Below are 18,333 nucleotides of genomic sequence, written 5' to 3'. Positions count from 1 at the left end.
GGCCGCGGGTGGCGCCGGTGTACAGGTGGTTGCGCGTCATGGACTCATCGACCAGGACGTGTCCGGCGTCCACGGTCATGCCCTGGACCCGGTGGACCGTCGCGGCGTACCCGAGCTCGACCCACTCGGCCACGTACGCGGCGGGCAGCCGCACCCTCGCCTTGGTCTCCCGGTGGGTCACGCTGAGGGACCCCCCGGACTGGACCCCCGAACACGCCGCCGAAGCCGGCCTCCGCCTGCTCGCCCAGAGCGGCCTCGACGAGATCCCCCACCACGCCAGCGCCTGACGCGAGCGTGGGTGCCCGTGTCGACCGGCCCGTACCAGGGACGGAATCGCCTCGCGGGCGCCCCCGCTCGGGACGTAGGGCCCATGAGGTTTGGCTGTCCTGACTTCTAGCGTGACGAGCGTGAACCTCGACGAGTGGCCGGTGGGCAGGGACGCGCTGATCCGGAACGTCGAGGGGCCGCCGCGGCTGGCCGAGCTCGGCGTCCGCCCGGGCGGCGCCATCCGCGTGGTCCAGGCCGCCGCGCACGGGGCGAAGGTCGTGGCGCTCGGCGCCGACCGGTTCGCCCTCGACGGCGCCACGTGCCGCGGCATCGAGGTCGCCGCCGCCGGCCAGGTGACGCCGTGACCCCGCGCGTCGGGGTCCCGCGATGAGCTGTCACGGCGACCCCTCGGCTGCCTCCACCGCACCAGCCGCCACCGCGACGCTGACCCGGTCGCCGCACGTCGCGCTGCTGGGCAGCCCGAACGTCGGCAAGTCCACGCTGTTCAACGCCCTCACGGGTGCGCGCCAGCGGGTCATGAACGCGCCGGGCACCACCGTGGAGCTGCAGACCGGGACGTGGCGCCTGACCCGGCGTACGGCCGCCACCACCGCCACCCTCGTCGACCTGCCGGGCACGTACAGCCTCCTTGCTCGCTCCGCCGACGAGCAGGTCGCCGCCGACGTCGTCACCGGCGCCAGCACCCTGCCCGCCCCCGACGTCGTCATCGTCGTGCTCGAGGCCGGTGCGCTCCCGCGCTCGCTCTACCTCCTCGGGCAGGTGCTGGCCGCCGAGACTGCGCACGGCGAGTCCGCACACGCAACCCGGCCGCGCGTCGTCGTCGCCCTCACGATGGTCGACGTCGCCGACGCCCGCGGTATCCGGCCGGAGGCCGCGCAGCTCGCCGCGACCCTGCGGGTCCCGGTCGTGGCGACCGACCCCCGAACGGGCGCCGGCCTCGAGGAGCTGGCGCTCGCCGTCGTGCACGCTCTCGACGGCGAGCAGCACCCCCACGCCCCGGCCGACGCCGAGGCGGAGGCCGTCTTCGCCTGGGTCGAGGACGTGCTCGCCTCGCTCGGCGCGCTGCGCGCCGACCACGCGGCGGCGGCGACCCGGGTGACGCGGTCGGACCGGATCGACCGTGTGCTGCTCAACCCGTGGGTGGGCATCCCCGTGTTCCTTGCGGTCATGTGGGGCCTGTTCCAGCTGGCGACGGCGGTCGCCGCGCCCGTCATGGACGCGGCGGACTCGCTGGTCTCCGGCGGCCTCGCCCCCTGGGTGGCGAGCGCGCTGGAGGCGGTGGGCTCGCCGTCGTGGCTGGTCTCGTTCGTGGTGGACGGCGTGCTCGCCGGGTTCGCGACGGTCCTGTCGTTCGTGCCGCTGCTCGCGATCGTGTTCGGCGCGATCGCGCTGCTGGAGGACTCCGGCTACCTCGCGCGGGCCGCCGTCGTCGCCGACCGCGCGATGGCCGCGCTCGGCCTGGACGGGCGGGCGATGCTGCCGCTGGTCATCGGGTTCGGGTGCAACGTCCCCGCGCTCACCGCGACGCGGACGCTGACCCGCGCGCGCTCGCGGCTGCTGGTGGGACTGCTCATCCCGTTCACCTCGTGCCCCGCGCGGCTGACGGTGTACCTGCTCATCGCCTCGGCGGTGTTCCCCGACCAGGCCGGCACCGCGGTGTTCCTCATGTACGTCCTCAGCATCGCGCTCGTGGTGCTCGGCGGGCTCGTGCTGCGGCACACGCTGTTCCGCGACGTGCGACGCGAGGGCCTCGTGCTCGCGCTGCCGGCCTACCAACGGCCGCGGGTCGGGATGCTCGCGCGCTCGGTGTGGAGCCGGTGCGCGTCGTTCGTGCGCAAGGCGGGGGTCATCATCGTCGGGACGCTGTCGGTGGTCTGGGTGCTCATGGCCGTGCCGGTGACGCCGGGCCACGCGGTGGCCGACGTGCCGGTGGCGGACTCGCTGTACGGGGCGGCCGCGCACGCCGTCGCGCCCGTGTTCGAGCCTGCGGGCTTCGCGGACTGGCACCTCTCCGCGGCGCTCGCGACCGGGTTCGTGGCCAAGGAGGTGGTGGTCGGCTCGTTCGCGCAGACGTACGCGGTCGCCGAGCCGGAGGACCCGAGCGCACCCGGCGACCTCGGGGCGCAGATCGTGGCGACGCTGGAGCGCACGTCGGGTGGTTTCCCGGCGTTGGCGGGCGCCGCGTTCATGGTCTTCGTGCTCGCCTACACGCCCTGCCTGGCGACGCTCGGCGAGCAGCGCCGGCTGTTCGGCTGGCGGTGGACGCTCGGGGCGACGGCGGCGCAGCTCGCGCTCGCGTGGGTGCTCGCCGTCGCGGTGTTCCGCGTGGGTGTGCTGGTGGCCGGGCTGCTCGGGGGCGGGTCGTGAGCCTGCTCGGGGCGGTGCTGGACTCGACGCGGTCCGGGCTCACGCCGGCGCGGACGGCCGACGCGCTCGGCGTGCCGGTGGGGCTGGTGGAGGCGGCGCTCGATCACTGGGTCCGGCTCGGCGTCGTCACTCCCGCGGGGACGCTCGTGGGGCTGTGCGCGGGGTGCGGCGTGGTTGCCGTCGGTGGCTCGGAGGGCGGTGCGAGTGCGGCGGGCGCGGGCGGCGCTGACGCGGCATCCGGCGCGGTCTGCGCCACCTGCCCCTTCGCGAGGTGATCTTCGTCCTTTCGCGAGAGGAAGTCCGTCCCTTCGCGAGAGGAAGTCCGTCGTCGCGAGAGGAAGTCCGTCCCTTCGCGAGAGGAAGTCCGTCCCTTCGCGAGAGGAAGTCCGTCGTCGCGAGACGACGGACATCGCCTCATCAAAGGACGGGGATCCTCTCGAGAAAGGACGAAGATCACCTCGCGAAAGGACGAAGATCACCTCGCGAACGGGGGGCGGAGCGGGCGCAGTCCCTAGAACGTCGCGAGCGCGTCGATCCCCGTCGTGATCGCCTCGGGCGACGCCGCCACGCACAGCCGCGCCCAGCCCTCGCCCGACGCACCGAACGCGCTTCCGGGTGCGACCGAGACCCGTCGCTGCACGAGCAGCTCCCGGGCCCACGCGGCCACGGAGCCCAGCCCCGACGCCGCGACCCGCTCGCGCACGTCGACCCACACGTAGAAACCGCCCTTCGGCGGCAGCCACTCGAACCCGCGCTCGGCGAGCAGCCCCGTCGCCAGGCGGAGGTTCTCGGCGTAGTGCGCCCGAGCCCGCGCGACGCCCTCCTGCGGCCCGGTCAGCGCCGAGAGCGCCGCGTGCTGGTCGGGCGGCGCGACGCAGCTGACCATCGCCTCCTGCACGGCGTTCAGCACGTCCGACCATCCCGGCGGCGTCACGAGGTACCCCACCCGCGCCCCGGTGAGCGCGTACGTCTTGGACACCGAGTGCACGGACAGGACCCGACCCTCGGCCCCCGGGAGCGACGCGATCGACACGTGCTCGCCGTCGTGCACGAGACCCGAGTAGACCTCGTCGCTGATGATCCACAGGTCGGACGCGGAGGCGATGTCGACGATCTGCTGCAGCCGCCCGCGCGAGAGCACCGTGCCCAGCGGGTTCGACGGCGAGTTCACCACGATCGCGCGGGTGCGGCGGGTCAGGAGCGGCGCGATGTCGGCCAGGCTCGGCGCGAACCCGCGTTCGGGCCGCAGCGGGTAGGGCACCGGTCGCGCGCCGAGGGCGGCGGGCGCCATGGTGAACGTCGTGTAGCCCGGGTCGGGCACGAGCACCTTGTCGCGTCGGCCGAGCACGAGCGTGAACGCGAGGTACAGCGCCTGCGTCCCGCCGATCGTGATCCAGATCTGGTCGGGCGTGACCTCGGTGCCGCGCTGCGCCGTCGTCACCTGGGCGAGGTGCTCGCGCAGCGCCGGCAGCCCACCGTTCGGCGCGTACCGCACCTCCCCGCGCGCCCAGGCTGCGCGCGCCGCCTCGACCACGTGAGGCTCGGGCGCGAGGTCGGGCTCGCCGACGGCGAGGTGCGTCACCCGCTCGCCCGCCGCGCTCATCGCGAGGGCGGTGTTGAAGATCGCGCGGACGCCCGACGGCGGAACTTCCGTGATGTGGTCGGCGAGCGAAGGCACGGGGGCAGGTTAGTGCGCCGCGTGGCCCGCGTGGCGCCGCCGGCGGATCGTCTCGACCACGGCGACGGCCGCAGCGCCGACGACGAGGCCGGCGAGCGCGGACCCGAGCGTGTTGACGAGCCAGCCGAGCACGCCGCCGACGGCGCCGGTGGCGTCGTGCACCGCGACCTCGAGGTGGTGCACGAGTCCGTACGGCCCGTGCCAGCCGAGCTCGTCGGCGCCGACCAGCAGGATGTGCCCGCCGACCCAGAGCATCGCGATCATCCCGATCAGCGAGAGCGCCGCGAGCACCTTCGGCATCGCCCGCACGAGGGCGTGCCCGATGCGCTGGACGCGTGGCGAGTCGCGCTGGGTGAGGTGCAGCCCGATGTCGTCCATCTTCACGATGAGCGCCACGACGCCGTAGACGAGCGCCGTCACGAGCACCGCGACGACGACGAGCACGAGCGCGCGGGTCAGCAGCCCCTCGTCGGCGACGTCGTTGAGCGCGATGACCATGATCTCGGCCGACAGGATGAGGTCGGTCCGGATCGCTCCCGAGACCACCTTCTTCTCCGCCTCCGGTCCCTCGATCGCCGCGGGCTCGGCGTTGGCCATCTCGTGGTGGGCGACCTTCTCCCACAGCTTCTCGGCGCCCTCGAAGCACAGGTAGAACCCGCCGAGCATGAGGATCGGGGTGAGCAGCCACGGCAGGAACTCGCTGAGCACGAGCGCCACCGGCAGGATGATGAGGAGCTTGTTGCGGATGGAGCCGACGGCGATCTTCCGCACGATCGGCAGCTCGCGCTTGGCCAGGACGCCGTTGAGGTAGCGCGGGGTGACGGCGGTGTCGTCGACCACCACGCCGGCCGCTTTCGCGCTGGCGCGGGCTGCGGCGGCGCCGACGTCGTCGACGGAGGCGGCGGCGAGCTTCGCGAGCGCCGCGACGTCGTCGAGCAGGGCGGCGAGGCCGGACGGCATCGGGGATCCTCCAGGGGCTGGTGTGGAAGGGCTCGCTCAGGCTAACCGTTCGGGCAAGGACGGACGTGGACGGGTGTCGCGCGGCTGGAGGTGCGCGAGCAGCTCCGGCAGGAGCCCGCCCGGACCAGGCGTGCCCGCCGTCGACCACGTCCTCGAGCAGCCGGTCGGCGGCGTCGAACGCCGCGTACGCGCGCCGCACGACGTCGAGCGCCGCCCGCGTGCCCTGGATCGGGAAGATCGGGTCGCGCAGCCCCGCCTCGACCAGCAGGGGTCGCGGCGCGACGAGCGCGGCGAGGTCGGGCATGTCGAGCTCGACGGCGAGCCCCGGCGCCGCGTTGCACGGGCAGTGCTCCATCGCCAGCACGCTCGTGGCGAAGGTGTTGAGGTAGCAGCTCACGCCGACGACGGCGATCCGCAGGTCCACCGCGCCCGTCCAGAGCGCGAGCTGGCCGCCGCCGGAGATGCCGACGAGCCCGATCCGTTCCGGATCGGCGCCGAGGGCGGGCAGCAGGTCGACGGCGCGACGCAGGTCGTTGACCCGCAGCGCCGGCAGGCTCGTGCCGAGCATGCTCGCCAGCAGCGAGCCGGCCGCGCACTCGCTCGCGTCGTCGTCGGGCGTCCCGGCCGCCTGGTCGCGGCGCACGCCGAACCCGAGCGGCTCGACCACGAGCGTCGGCACGCCGAGACGCACCGCGCGCAGCGCGTAGTCCTGCTGGTAGCCCTCGCCCTCGGTCCGCGGATGCCCGACGGCGTCCATCGCCAGCAGGTCGCGCGCGCCGATGCCATGGCCGGGAGTGGCGAGCAGGGCGGGCGTGCCACCGGGCTGCTCGGCCGGATCCACGCCGTCGGGCACGACCCACCAGGCGATCGCCGACATCCCGGGCGCCGTGTCGAACGCGAGCATCGTGCGGCGGTACCCGTCGAGCTGGACGGTCTCGAGCGCGCGCGGGTCGAGCGGCACGGGGTCGAACGGGACGGCGAGCAGCGCGGCGAGGCGGGCGCGGGCGCGGTGCTGCCACGCGAGGGCGTCGGCCCGATTCACCTCACCCGAAGTGAGGGCGTGCCGCGGCGTGCTCAGCCAGGAGAGCAGCGTCGGACGCAGGCCCGCCTGGGGAACGGGGGGTGTCGGCACCGGTGTCACCACGGTCCGCACGCTAGTCGCGTCTGATCGCGATGCGGCGGGCGACGCCCATCGTTGGCGACGGTTTCGGAGCCCTGCGCTCCGCAACCGTCGCCAGTGACGGGGAGGGCGACGGTTCACATCGACGCACGGCCGTCGGCGGCGACGCATGACGGCGAGGGTCCGAGCTCTCGAGCCCCGCAAGCCGGGTAGGCACGGTGCGCGACGCAGGCTGTCCACAGATCCAGTCCGCCGCACCTTTCGCTCCTCCGTGGCTGGCCCGTACGCTGCCGGGATTCCACGAGGGCGGAGACGAAGTGAGCGGAAGCGACGACGGTGCGCGGCGGCTCGAGTCCGAGGTGCGCGAGCTCGTCCGGCTGCGCGGCGTCGACCCCGTCGGGCAGCCCGAGGAGTTTCGGCGCCTGGTCGCCGAGGCCGTCGTCGACTACGAGGAGCGAGCGCTCGCCGGCCGCCTGGTCCCACTGCCCGACCCGGAGTTGGCCGCCAAGGCCGTCACGGACGCCGTCGCCGGCCTCGGCCCGCTGCAGCCCTACCTCGAGGACCCGCAGGTCGAGGAGATCTGGATCAACGGCCCGGGCCGCGTCTTCGTGGCCCGGCGTGGCGTGCCCGAGCTGACCACGCTGCTGCTCGGCGAGGAGGCGGTGCGCGACCTGGTCGAGCGGATGCTCCGTCCCAGCGGACGGCGGCTGGACCTGAGCCAGCCGTTCGTCGACGCGACACTGCCGTCGGGTGAGCGCGTGCACGTCGTGATCCCCGACGTCACCCGGCGGCACATGGCCGTCAACATCCGCAAGTACGTGACGCGCGCGAAGCATCTGGACGATCTCGTCGCCGTCGGGTCTCTCCCCCAGAACGTGGCGACGTTCCTCGACGCCTCCGTCGCCGTCGGGCTGAACATCCTCGTGAGCGGGGGAACGCAGGCGGGGAAAACCACGACGTTGGGAGCGCTGACAGGCTCGATCCCGCCCACACAGCGACTCGTCACGTGCGAGGAGGTGTTCGAGCTCCAGCCCGCGACGCGCGACCACGTGGGCCTGCAGTGCCGCCAGCCCAACCTCGAGGGCACCGGCGAGATCACGCTGCGGCGCCTCGTCAAGGAGGCGTTGCGGATGCGGCCGGACCGGCTCGTCGTGGGCGAGGTGAGAGAGGCCGAGAGCCTCGACCTGCTCATCGCGCTCAACGCCGGGGTTCCGGGCATGGGCACCGTCCACGCCAACAGCGCGCGCGACGCGATCGCGAAGCTGTGCATCCTGCCGCTCCTCGCGGGCGAGAACGTCACGCCGGCGTTCGTGGTCCCCACCGTCGCGACGGCCCTGCACCTCGTGGTCCACGTCGACCTCGACCGCAGCGGGCGACGGTCCGTGCGGGAGGTCGTCGCCGTCACGGGTCGCAGCGAGGGCGGCGTCGTCGAGACCGCGGACCTCTTCCACCGGCCCGACGGCGCACCGCCCGGCACCCTCGTGCGCGGCAACGGCTACCCGCCCCAGCCGGAACGCTTCGAGGCGATGGGCTACGACCTGCCCCGGCTGCTGCACGCCGGCTGGGCTGCCTGAGGCACGCGGGACACGGAAGCGACGACGCGATGGGAACCGTGGCGGGGCTGCTGCTGGGCGCGGGGCTGCTGCTCGTGTGGTCCTCGACCTGGGCACCGGCGCCCCCGCGGCCCACCTCCCGGCTGGTCCGCGGATGGCAGGACCTCACGGCGCAGGCCGGGCTCCACCGCCTCGGACTCGGGCCGTTCGCCGCGGCGTCGGCCGGGCTCGCGCTCGTCGTCGGGCTGGTCGCGCTCGGGCTCGGCACCGCCGTGTCGGTCGCCGTCGCCTTCGCCCTCCTCGCCTCCGCCGTGCCGCTGCTCTACCTGCGCAGCCGCGCCCAGCGCAGGCGGGTGGAGCTGCGCACGCTGTGGCCCGACGTCGTGGACGACCTCACCTCCGCCGTCCGCGCCGGTCTCACGCTTCCCGAGGCGCTCATCGCGCAGGCAGAGCGCGGCCCGGTCGAGCTGCGGGCCGACATGGCCGCCTTCGCCGCCGAGTACCGCGCGACCGGCCGCTTCGTGGGCGCGCTCGAGGTGTGGCAGACCCGCCTGGCCGACCCCGTCGCGGACCGGCTCGCCGTCACGCTCCGCCTGGCCACCGAGGTCGGCGGCACCGACCTGGGCCGCACGCTGCGGACGCTGTCCGAGTTCCTCCGGGCCGACCTGCGCACGCGCGGGGAGCTCGAGGCTCGGCAGAGCTGGACCGTCAACGGCGCGCGCCTCGCCGTCGCCGCCCCCTGGGTCGTGCTCCTGCTGATGAGCGGACGCGGGTCGACCTCCGCCGCGTTCGACACCCCCGCGGGGGTCGCGGTCCTCGTGCTCGGGGCCGTGCTGTCCGCGATCGCGTACGCCGCGATGCTGCGCATCGGCCGGCTGCCCGAGGAGCCCCGCGTGCTGAGGGCCGGACCATGAGGACGACACGATGAACGCCGTCGGCGCTCTCACCGGTCTCGTCGCGGCGAGCGGGCTGCTCGTCATCGCGTCGGCGTGGCGAGCTGCCCGGCCCTCCCTCGTCGACCGCGTCGCGCCCTACGTCACCGCGCGCGCCTCGACGTCGACCCTGCTCGGCGCCCCCGACAACCGGACCGCCACGGGCCTGCACCGCCTCCTCGTCCCGCTCGTTCAGGACGCCTCGCGCGCGCTCGAGCATCTCGGCAGCTCCGCCAGCACCGTGCGCCGACGCCTCCAGCGTCTGGGCGGCACCACGACCCTCGAGCAGTTCCGGCTCGAGCAGCTGGGCTGGGCGGCGATCGGGCTCGGCGTCGGCGTCGCCGTCGGGACACTGCTCGCCACGACACGCGGGGTCGCGATCGGACCGCTCGCCGTGCTCGTCGCCGTCGCGGCGGTGGGCGGCGCGCTGGCGCGGGACCGCGCCCTCACGCACGCCGTCGAGAGCCGCGAACGGCGCATCGCCGCGGAGCTGCCGACCGTCGCAGAGCTCCTGGCCCTCGCCGTCGGCGCCGGGGAGTCGCCGGCAGCCGCGCTCGACCGCATCGCCCGCAGCACCGACGGCGACCTCTCGCGCGAGATCGCGCGCACCCTCGCCGACGTCCGCGCCGGGGCCACGGTGACGGCCGCGTTCGACGCGCTGGCGCGTCGCGTCGACCTGCCCGCCCTCACGCGGTTCGCCGACGGCGTGGCCGTGGCCGTGGAGCGCGGCTCGCCCCTCGGTGAGGTGCTGCGCGCCCAGGCCGCCGACGCCCGCGAGAGCGCGAAGCGCGAGCTCATGGAGTCCGGTGGGCGGCGCGAGATCGGGATGCTCGTGCCCGTCGTGTTCGTTCTTCTTCCCCTGACCGTCCTGTTCGCCCTCTTCCCCGGGATCGCGATGCTGCAGCTCGGACCCTGACCTCGCGACCACCGCCCGGGATGGCGCCGCGCCCTGACCAGCCCGCCCGCCCCCGTCCGCTCGACACCGACCCCCACGAGCCCCACCGCTCGACCGAGAGGAACCCCATGTGGCAGGACACCCTGACCCCCCTGCTCGCGTTCGCCGTCCGCGTCCTGGCCTGGACGCAGCGCCGACTGCTGACGATCACCGCCCAGCCCCAGCGCGGCGACGTGCCCGGCTGGGTGATGGTGACGCTGATGTCGGCCGGACTGGTCGCCGTCGTCTGGGTGCTCGCCGACGACTGGTTGCGCCAGCTCTTCCAGCAGGCCGTCGACCGGGTGAGCGGGCCGTAGCCGCGACCGTCCTGGGCGCGTCGCACCCGCCGCGGGCGGCGATCGACCGCCCACCTGCCGGCCGCGACGGCGATGTTCGAGACGGCGAGCGAGGCTCCGCCGTGGCCGAGGTCGTCATGGTGGGGGCGCTCGTCGTCGTGCTCGTGCTCGGCCTCGTCCAGCTCGCGCTCGCGCTGTGGGTACGCACGGCGCTGATCGACGCCGCGGCGGAGGGCGCACGGACGGCCGCGATGTACGACGGCGACCTCGCCGCCGGCACGGACCGCGCCCTCGAGGTGGTCGGGATGAGCCTGACGCCGGGCTACGCCGAGTCGGCGACGGCGCGGGTCGAGTCGGGCGCCGGGTACGACGTCGTGGTCGTCGAGGTCCGGGCACCCCTCCCGGTGATCGGGCTGCTCGGGCCGTCCGGCTCGCTCACCGCGACCGGTCGTGCGGTGGCGGAGCGATGACCCACCTGGCGAAGTCCCGGAGCGGTGGGCTTGCGCGGCTGCTGCGGGACGGTCCGCACGCCCTTCGGACCCGCCGTCCGCGCGCCACACCGCACTCCCCCGGCGGCATCGACGCCCGTACCGACGACGCCGCCGACCGCGAGCGTGGCTCCGCCGTGGTGGAGTTCCTCGGCGGCGCGGTCGTGCTCCTGGTGCCGCTCGTCTACCTCGTCCTCACGCTGGCGCAGCTGCAGGCAGGCACTTTCGCCGCGCAGGCCGCCGCGCGCGACGCCGGCCGTCTCGTCGCGACGGCGGACCCCGAGCAGGCGGGCGACCTCGCCGCGAGCGCCGTGACGCTCGCGTTCGCCGACCACGGACTCCAGGTCGACGGCGCCGCGGCGCTCGCCGTCGCGTGCGAGACCACGTGCGAGCCCGGGGAGCGAGTGCACGTCAGCGTGGACGTGGACGTGCCCCTGCCGTACGTGCCCGGCGGCGGGATCACCGTGCCGGTCCACGCCGAGACGTGGACGACGATCGACCCCTTCCGGGACCGGCCGTGAGCGCGCCTGTTCGGTCCCGCGGCCACGCGTCCGACCACCACGCGGACGACCAGCACGCGCCCGACGAGCAGCACACGCCCGACGGCGAGCGCGGCGGCATCCTCGTCCTCACCCTCGGCGCGCTCGCCGTCGCCGCCGCGCTCATCGTGACGATCGCCGTCGCGAGCGCGGTCTATCTCGACCGCCGCGACCTCCTGGCCCTCGCCGACGCGACCGCGGCCGACGCCGCCGCGGCCATCGACACCGACTCCTACTACGGCGGCGAGATCACCCTCACCGACGACGCCGTCCGCGCCGCCGCACGCGACTTCCTCGCGTCCGCCCCGGCGGGCGTCACGGACGCGCCCGGGCTCGCCGTCGCCGACCCGACCGGCGCGATCGACGCCACGACGGCGGAGGTCACCCTCGTCGCCTTCTCCCGTCCCGCGTGGCTGCCCTGGGCGCTGGCACCGTGGTCCGACGGCATCGCGCTGCGCGTCACCGTCACCGCACGCGGCGGCGGGGGCTGACCGGCGAGGCGCGAGCGCGGGCGGGCCGCCCCACCCGGCCCGCTCGCGCTCGCCTCTCGCTCAGCGCGTCACCGCTCGCTCAGCGCGTCACCTACTGCGCGGTGTAACCGCCGTCCACCACGTAGTAGCCGCCGGTGATGAAGCTCGCCGCGTCCGAGGCGAGGAACGCGACGAGCGCCGCGACCTCCTCGGGCTCGCCGAGCCGGCCGAGCGCGTGCTTGCCCTCGAGGAACGTGAGCGTGGCCTCGTCGAGCGCGGCGGACACCATCGGCGTGCGGATGAAGCCGGGACCGACGGCGTTCACGCGCACTCCCTGCGAGGCGTACTCGAGCGCCGCGGTCCGGGTGATCCCGACGACACCGTGCTTGGCGGCCACGTAGGCGACCGAGCCCGCGAACCCGACCGAACCGAGGATCGACGACGTCGAGACGATCGACCCGCCGCCTGCCTTCGCCATCGCGGGCGCCTGCGCGCGGATCCCGTACATCACCGCGGACAGGTTGATGCCGAGCACCTTCTGCCAGCCCTCGACCGGATACTCCCCCGTGGGCGCGATGGGCCCGCCGATCCCCGCGTTGTTCACCGCGACGCGCAGCGGCGCGAGCGCCGAGGCCGCCTCGACGCACGCCTGGGCGTCCGCCGGGTCGGTCACGTCGCCGACGTGCGCGACGGCGGAGCCGCCCGCGGCCTCGATCTCACCGACGACCGCCTCGGCGGCCTCGCCGTTCACGTCGGCGACCACCACTGCGGCACCGTTCGCCGCGAGCAGCAGCGCCACCGCCTTCCCGATCCCGGACCCGGCACCCGTGACGATCGCGGACCGGTCGGAGACGTCGTACGTGGCCATGACAGGCTCCTCTCTCGTGCGGAACCGCGTCCGCGCGGCATCGATGCCGCGGGCGGAACGCCGTCGTTCCTGCGCCTTGGCCGACTCGTGTCGGCTGTTCTCGAGGCTACGCCGGGACCGGCGCTGCGGCAGCGAAACGGACCGCTGCTCGCGTCAGATCTCGACGCGCTCGCGAGCATCCCTCTCAGCAGTGCTTGTCCAGACATTTGATACTCTGCACGAGTCCCCGGCGCTCGTCTCCTGCTGACGCGCGCCTGCTCAGAGCTGAGGAGAGACATGACTGCAGGACTGCCGACGGCACGCCACCGGATCCCCCACCATCACGCGCGGCGCGGCGTCGCGCTCGCCCTGACCACCGTCCTCGCGACGGGCGGCGCCGCCGTGCCGCCGCTGCCGCACCCTCGGACGCGTCGCCGATCGCCCCTCGCGAGGCGGCGTACGGCTTCTTCGTCGACGCCTACTCGGGCAACACCGCCGCCAACATGACGGTCGAGTCGAATCCCGCGATCGGCGTGCTCACCGGGATGCTGGACCTGTGGCAGCCGGGCGCTACGTGGGACACGGGCGTCAAGCTCGACGCCGACGTGCTGGACGCGAACATCGCGCGGAACGTGCAGATCGCCGCCGATCGGACCGAGGCGGAGTCCACCTACGCCTACCTCATCGACCGTCGCAACCAGAGCTACTCGGCGATCGACGGACTCGGGGAGAACGCCGCCGCGTTCCGCGCCGCGATGCAGGCGGGCACCACGATCCCGGACGAGGTGCCGGCGGACGCGAGCACGGTCGTCTACAACGACCTCGGCAACGCGAACGGGCAGTGGGCGGACACGACGACGCCGCTCGGCAGCCTGGTCCAGCTCGTGAACACCGTCCGAGGCGACTTCACGACGAGCAACAACGCCAAGAACTTCTACAGCTACCCGCGGCCGTTCCGGTGGGTCGACGACTCCGTCCTCATCCCCTCCCTCCTGCCGCGCCGGTCGCCCGACTCCCAGGCGGCCACCGACGGCGGGTTCCCCAGCGGGCACACCAACGCCGCGTTCATGGCGTCCCTCGCCCTCGCGGACGCCGTGCCGTCGGACTACTCCTCGCTCGTGGAGAACGCTGCCGCCATGGGGCACAGCCGGATCGTCGCCGGCTTCCACTCCTCGCTCGACGTCATCAGCGGGCGCATGCTCGGCACCGCCCTGGCCGCTGGCGTGCTCAACAACCCCGCGTCCGCAGACGTGCGCACGCAGGCGCACGCGGACACCGACGCCTTCGTCGCGACTCTCGGGAACCAGGCACCCGAGTTCGCGAGCCAGGCGGAGTACGAGGCGCGAGCGGCGGCCTACGAGCAAGGCATCGTCGAGGGCTTCGCGCCGATCGGCGACACCACGGTCCCGGCCGTCGTGCCCAAGGGCGCCGAGGTGCTGCTCGAGACGCGCCTGCCCTACCTCGACGCGGACCAGCGGCGGTGGGTCCTGCAGTCCACCGCGCTTCCCTCGGGCTACCCCGTGATGGACGACGTCGAGGGCTGGGGGCGCCTCAACCTCTTCGCCGCGGCGAACGGCTTCGGCGCGCTCGACACCGACGTCGCGGTGACCATGTCCGCCGAGGCGGGCGGCTTCAGCGCGGCAGACACCTGGCGCAACGACATCTCAGGGTCGGGGTCGCTCACGCTCTCGGGCACCGGGGTGCTCACGCTCGCGGGCGCCAACTCCTACACGGGCGGCACTCACGTCGACGGCGGGAACCTCGTCGCCGAGTCGGCCACCGCGCTCGGCGGCGGGGACGTCACCGTGTCCGACGGCGAGCTCGCCGAGACCTCGACCTCGCCTCTGCACGTCGCAGGAGACCTCGAGCTCACCTCCGAGGCCGGCCTGCGGCTCACGCTCGAGGTCCCGGCGGCCGACCCCGCGCCTGCCGCCGACATCGCCACCGCAGCGGTCGACGCCTCGGGAGCGCTCGCCGTCGACGGCGCAGCCTCCCTCGGCGGGACGCTCACCGTCGACGGTGCGGCGGACCTTCCCGTCGGCACCGAGGTGCCGCTCGTGTCCTCCGCGGCATCGATTGGGACGCTATCCGACGTCGTGGTCCCCGGTCTGCCCGCCGACCGCGTCGCGGAGCTGCGCTACGCCGCCGACGGCGTGACGCTCGCGATCGTGGCCGCTGCGGTCGAGCCGACGCCGACCGCGGAGCCCAGTGCGAGCCCGACGCAGGAGCCGACACAGGCGCCGAGCGAGCAGCCCACGAGCACCGCCACGGCGAGCGCCGGTGCGGTGGCCACCGACCCGACCGCCGCTGACCGGGCCGATCCGACCATCGCTGCGGCGGCGTCCGGCTCGCTCGCGTCGACGGGCGCGTCCGGCACCCCGGCGCTCCTGCTCTCCGCCCTCGTGGCACTGGGACTGGGAGCCGCCCTGCTGACAGCCCGGCGTCGGCGGAGCCGGACCGCCCCGACGACGCCCTCGTCCTGACCCACCTGAACCGACTGACGACGACCCCGGTGCGCCCGCGCCGGGGTCGTCGTCGTTCGAGCGAGCGGACCACCGCGTACCGTGGCGCGCATGGCTACCCCGTGGCAGCAGGTGCTCGAGCAGGTCCCCACGCTCAACGATCCGCAGGCTCCGTTCAGCTACTCGGTCACCCCCGACGGCGTGATCGTGGGCTTCTGGGACGTCGCGAAGATCCAGATGCTCGGCCTCACCGGCGCGAGCTCGTTCGACAAGGAGTTCCGCATCGACGTCCGTCCCACCGGCGACGGCGAGATCGACTACACCGAGACCGGTACCGAGTCCTCGGGCTCGATCGGCGCCACCGGTGGGTCGTTCTCGAAGTCCACCTTCAAGGGCAAGTCCTCCCAGAAGTCCTTCGGCTTCCAGGCGGGGATCGGTGGCAGCAGCCACGGCGAGGCCACCAACGCCGCCGGCTGGTCGTTCGACACCGACGCGATCAAGAAGCCGCTGCTCGGCTTCCTCGAGCAGCACGGCTGGAAGCAGAAGAAGGGGTTCTTCGGCAGGCTGTTCGGCTAAGTCCGTCAGCTCGGGCGGGGCCGGACGTCACCGGCTCGGGTCAGCCGGCGCCCTCGGCCTCCAGCGCGTCCGCGAACGCGCGCAGCACGGCGGCGTCCACCCGGAGCAGCACGCCCGCGCCGGTCCCGGTCGAGTAGGTGGAGTCGCGCATGCCCTCGTCGACGAACCAGGCGAGCTCGACGTCGTCCGCAGCGACACTGCGGCCGTGGACAAGGAAGGACGGCTCGAGCGGCTCGAACTCGACGAGTCCCTCGTCGGCGTCGGCGAGGGATCGCAACGCCGCGACGAGGCGGTCGAGGTCGCGCTCGTAGAGTGCCGCCTCGCACTCGATCGATGCGGCAGGTGCGTCTCCGACCGCCTCACGGACGAGGCGCAGGCTGCCCGCCCGCCAGCCCTCGGCGTCGGGGGCGGAGGTCCGCAGGGTCACCCGCCACGGGTTCTCGGCATACCGTCGGTTGTCCAGGTCAGCCACCGCGCACTCCTCTCACGCCTTCTCCCACCGGGGACTGAGGGTCTCTCGAACGTACTTCGTGAGCACGGTGCCGTCTTGCGCTACGCAGACGCACTCGCCCGTGTCGGACCGATAGACGTAGTTGTCGTGCAGGGGGTCGTAGTACTTCGTGCCCGTGCGGATGATCTCGCGAGCCCTGGTGTTCGAGATGCCCCGCTCCTTTCCGCGCTCTGCCGCGTGCTCACTGAACTTGCCACGCTGCACCACCACGTCCGACGTGGCGAGTCGTTGCACCGTGCGCTCGTTTCCCACGAGGGCCTGGAGCCGCTGGACAGCGGCGACGTCGGGCGCGCGGTGAGCGACGAGCGCGGTGGCGCCAATCGTCCGCTCGGGTACGGCGCTCGGGCGAAGTCGGCCGCCGAGGGCGTGCTCCTCGACGTGCTCGCTGTCTCCCGCGCGCGCATGTGCCATGCACCCATCGTTCTCGCCGCGGGTCGAGGGCATGTTGCCCGACATGTCTGCCCGAGTGGGCAGCGCCGCGAGCCGAGACGGAGCGCCCTCCTGACGTATCACCGCCCACCCTCACGGGTCATCTCTGGTGGACCCACCACCGTCGAGAGGCCACGCGATGTCCAGCACCCGTACGCCGTCCCCCGTCTCCCGGCCGGCGCCGCGAGCATCCGACGCCGCGCGAACGGCCCGCCCCTTGTCCGACGAGCACGCCGGCGTGTCCGACGGCGAGCACCACCTCGGCGGCACCCACCACGACGCCGTCGTCGTCGGCGGTGGGATCGCGGGCCTCACCTCGGCGGCGACGCTCGCCCGGGCGGGACTCGACGTCGTGCTGCTGGAGAAGCAGCCCGTCGCGGGCGGCTACTCCGACGGCCACGACGCGCACGGGTTCCACTGGGACCACGGCGGCCACATCTTCCTGGCCTACCGCCTCGGCGGGCAGGCGCGCGAGGTGTTCAAGCGGCTGGGCCTGGACGAGAAGGTCGTCATGGAGCCGCACACCCACGACTACCGGTGCGTGCTGCCCGAGGACTCCGTCGCCGTGCCGGCCGACCTGAGCGCCGCCGCCGAGGAGTTCACCCGCCGGTTCCCCCGCGAACGCGAGGGCATCGAGGCGGTCTTCCTCGCGATGGAGCAGATGGTCGCCGACCTCGACGTGTTCGTGCCGTCCTTCCGTGTGCAGGCCCACCCCGGCGAGCGCCGCCTCCTCGACCCCGTCTTCGAGCAGTTCCAGCGCCCGTGGGTGAGCCGCGCGCTCGCGCCGGCGATGAACGCGCTGCACCTGCCGGGCGCGACGCTCGCGAGGTACCAGGGCCGCACGCTGCAGGACCTCCTCGACGAGCACCTCGTCGACCCGACCCTCAAGGCGTACTTCTCCATGCTGTGCGTCGGCATCGCGTCGGCGCCCTCGGAGCTGTCCGCGGTGATCGCCGGGGTCTTCTTCACGCACGCGCTGCGCACGCAGTGGATGCCCCGCGGTGGCTTCTCCGCGCTGCGCGACGCGCTGCTGAGCACGATCGCGGAGGCGGGCGGCGCCGTCGTGCGCGACGCTGAGGTGACCCGCATCCTCACCACCGACGGCCGCGCGACCGGCGTGCGCACCGCGGACGGGCGGACGTTCACGGCCGACGCCGTGGTCTCGGCGGGCGACGCCCGCCGCACGTTCACCGAGCTGCTGCCGCCCCTGCGCAGCACGGCGGCGCTGCGTCGCAGGCTCCCGACGATGGCGACGACGCCGTCGTTCTTCCAGGTGCAGCTCGGGGTGGACATGGACCTCGAGCCCTACCGCGACGCCGTCAAGCGCCTCACGTTCGTCTACCCCGAGGTCGACATCGACGCGTCGATGGCGCGCTTCCCGGCCGGCGACGTGGAGCACGCCGCCTTCTACGTCTACGTCGCCACGTTCCACCAGCCGGAGATGGCGCCGCCCGGCATGCACTCGATCAAGCTCGAGTGCCCCACCCGCCTCGCCTCGGCGGGCATCGACTGGGAGCGCGACGCCGAGCACATCGCCGACGTGTTCGTCCGCCGCGCGGAGGCGCTCATCCCGGGCCTGTCGGAGCACGTGGTGGTGCGGCAGGTGCGCACGCCGGCCGACCTCGCACGCGACACCGGCAACGCCGAGGGCGCGTTCGCCGGCTGGGCGTTCAGCCCCGAGCTGCTCTCCCGCGAACGGCCCGCGCAGCGCACGCCCGTGCCGGGCCTCTACCTCGCGGGGCACTGGTCGCAGCCGACCGCCGGCGTGCCGTGGGTGATGCTCTCGGGGTACAACACCGCCGGCATGGTCATCGCCGACCGGGCGCGCAGCCGGCGAGGCGCGGGGCGCACGACGGCGTGACTCACCGCCGCAGACCGGCCTG

The 18,333-nt window shown here is 74.0% G+C and carries 19 protein-coding genes; 14 read left to right on the top strand and 5 right to left on the bottom strand.

Annotated elements, in window-relative coordinates; all coding sequences use genetic code 11:
* Positions 1-407 precede the first annotated feature (407 nt).
* From AC3AQ1_RS13580 to AC3AQ1_RS13570, 3 genes are read left to right on the top strand one after another with little or no spacing between them, the layout of a single operon-like run.
* Positions 408-632: a FeoA family protein gene (locus AC3AQ1_RS13580; protein WP_139986465.1), complete on the top strand. Its 225-nt coding sequence runs from the start codon at positions 408-410 to the stop codon at positions 630-632.
* A gap of 22 nt (positions 633-654) precedes the next feature.
* Positions 655-2,655, top strand: coding sequence for a ferrous iron transport protein B (gene feoB / locus AC3AQ1_RS13575; protein ID WP_108719418.1), 2,001 nt, complete (start codon positions 655-657; stop codon positions 2,653-2,655).
* The gene (locus AC3AQ1_RS13570; RefSeq protein WP_108719417.1) at positions 2,652-2,930 is read left to right on the top strand and encodes a hypothetical protein; all 279 of its coding nucleotides are present in this window, start codon (positions 2,652-2,654) and stop codon (positions 2,928-2,930) included. The genes feoB and AC3AQ1_RS13570 overlap by 4 nt, the downstream gene beginning before the upstream one ends.
* Before the next feature lie 236 nt (positions 2,931-3,166).
* Here AC3AQ1_RS13570 and AC3AQ1_RS13565 read toward each other — a convergent pair whose 3' ends face one another.
* Both AC3AQ1_RS13565 and AC3AQ1_RS13560 read right to left on the bottom strand, forming a co-directional pair.
* Positions 3,167-4,333 (bottom strand): pyridoxal phosphate-dependent aminotransferase, encoded by a 1,167-nt coding sequence (locus AC3AQ1_RS13565; RefSeq protein WP_234417522.1) that lies wholly within the window; start codon positions 4,331-4,333, stop codon positions 3,167-3,169.
* Positions 4,334-4,342: 9 nt separating this feature from the next.
* On the bottom strand, positions 4,343-5,293 hold the full coding sequence (locus AC3AQ1_RS13560) for a DUF808 domain-containing protein (protein WP_108719416.1): 951 nt from the start codon (positions 5,291-5,293) through the stop codon (positions 4,343-4,345).
* A 130-nt stretch (positions 5,294-5,423) separates the two neighbouring features.
* Here AC3AQ1_RS13560 and AC3AQ1_RS13555 point away from each other — a divergent pair, with 130 nt between their 5' ends.
* The 8 genes from AC3AQ1_RS13555 to AC3AQ1_RS13520 all read left to right on the top strand — a co-directional run bounded on the left by AC3AQ1_RS13555 (position 5,424) and on the right by AC3AQ1_RS13520 (position 11,646).
* On the top strand, positions 5,424-6,461 hold the full coding sequence (locus AC3AQ1_RS13555; protein ID WP_108719415.1) for a hypothetical protein: 1,038 nt from the start codon (positions 5,424-5,426) through the stop codon (positions 6,459-6,461).
* A 269-nt stretch (positions 6,462-6,730) separates the two neighbouring features.
* Entirely contained in the window at positions 6,731-7,987 is a 1,257-nt protein-coding gene (locus AC3AQ1_RS13550) for a TadA family conjugal transfer-associated ATPase (RefSeq protein WP_108719414.1), read from the top strand.
* A 29-nt stretch (positions 7,988-8,016) separates the two neighbouring features.
* Entirely contained in the window at positions 8,017-8,880 is an 864-nt protein-coding gene (locus AC3AQ1_RS13545) for a type II secretion system F family protein (RefSeq protein WP_108719413.1), read from the top strand.
* 10 nt (positions 8,881-8,890) lie between these two features.
* Positions 8,891-9,814: a type II secretion system F family protein gene (locus AC3AQ1_RS13540; protein WP_108719412.1), complete on the top strand. Its 924-nt coding sequence runs from the start codon at positions 8,891-8,893 to the stop codon at positions 9,812-9,814.
* 107 nt (positions 9,815-9,921) lie between these two features.
* Entirely contained in the window at positions 9,922-10,149 is a 228-nt protein-coding gene (locus tag AC3AQ1_RS13535; RefSeq protein ID WP_108719411.1) for a hypothetical protein, read from the top strand.
* Between the two features lie 101 nt (positions 10,150-10,250).
* A complete protein-coding gene (locus tag AC3AQ1_RS13530) occupies positions 10,251-10,598 on the top strand; it encodes a TadE/TadG family type IV pilus assembly protein (RefSeq protein WP_234417521.1) in 348 nt (115 codons plus the stop codon).
* Positions 10,595-11,137, top strand: a complete 543-nt coding sequence (locus tag AC3AQ1_RS13525) for a pilus assembly protein (RefSeq protein WP_234417520.1) — start codon at positions 10,595-10,597, stop codon at positions 11,135-11,137. Before AC3AQ1_RS13530 ends, AC3AQ1_RS13525 begins: the two co-directional genes overlap by 4 nt.
* Entirely contained in the window at positions 11,134-11,646 is a 513-nt protein-coding gene (locus tag AC3AQ1_RS13520) for a glycosyltransferase (protein WP_108719410.1), read from the top strand. The genes AC3AQ1_RS13525 and AC3AQ1_RS13520 overlap by 4 nt, the downstream gene beginning before the upstream one ends.
* A 91-nt stretch (positions 11,647-11,737) precedes the next feature.
* Here AC3AQ1_RS13520 and AC3AQ1_RS13515 read toward each other — a convergent pair whose 3' ends face one another.
* Positions 11,738-12,493, bottom strand: coding sequence for an SDR family NAD(P)-dependent oxidoreductase (locus AC3AQ1_RS13515; RefSeq protein WP_108719409.1), 756 nt, complete (start codon positions 12,491-12,493; stop codon positions 11,738-11,740).
* Between the two features lie 482 nt (positions 12,494-12,975).
* Between AC3AQ1_RS13515 and AC3AQ1_RS13510 the strand changes: the two genes are divergently transcribed.
* Positions 12,976-14,955, top strand: coding sequence for a phosphatase PAP2 family protein (locus AC3AQ1_RS13510; RefSeq protein ID WP_108719408.1), 1,980 nt, complete (start codon positions 12,976-12,978; stop codon positions 14,953-14,955).
* A gap of 90 nt (positions 14,956-15,045) precedes the next feature.
* On the top strand, positions 15,046-15,510 hold the full coding sequence (locus tag AC3AQ1_RS13505) for a hypothetical protein (RefSeq protein ID WP_108719407.1): 465 nt from the start codon (positions 15,046-15,048) through the stop codon (positions 15,508-15,510).
* 40 nt (positions 15,511-15,550) lie between these two features.
* Here the strand turns inward: AC3AQ1_RS13505 and AC3AQ1_RS13500 are convergent, their stop codons facing one another.
* Together AC3AQ1_RS13500 and AC3AQ1_RS13495 are read right to left on the bottom strand one after the other, a co-directional pair.
* Positions 15,551-15,982 (bottom strand): WapI family immunity protein, encoded by a 432-nt coding sequence (locus tag AC3AQ1_RS13500; RefSeq protein ID WP_108719406.1) that lies wholly within the window; start codon positions 15,980-15,982, stop codon positions 15,551-15,553.
* Between the two features lie 12 nt (positions 15,983-15,994).
* Entirely contained in the window at positions 15,995-16,432 is a 438-nt protein-coding gene (locus tag AC3AQ1_RS13495; protein ID WP_108719405.1) for a DUF4258 domain-containing protein, read from the bottom strand.
* Positions 16,433-16,667: 235 nt separating this feature from the next.
* Between AC3AQ1_RS13495 and AC3AQ1_RS13490 the strand changes: the two genes are divergently transcribed.
* Positions 16,668-18,311, top strand: coding sequence for a phytoene desaturase family protein (locus AC3AQ1_RS13490; protein ID WP_159096554.1), 1,644 nt, complete (start codon positions 16,668-16,670; stop codon positions 18,309-18,311).
* Positions 18,312-18,333: the final 22 nt, after the last annotated feature.

The sequence above is a fragment of the Miniimonas sp. S16 genome, from assembly GCF_057748195.1.
The sequence above is the reverse complement of the archived record's forward strand: the minus strand, read 5'-3'. Positions and strand labels throughout refer to the sequence as shown.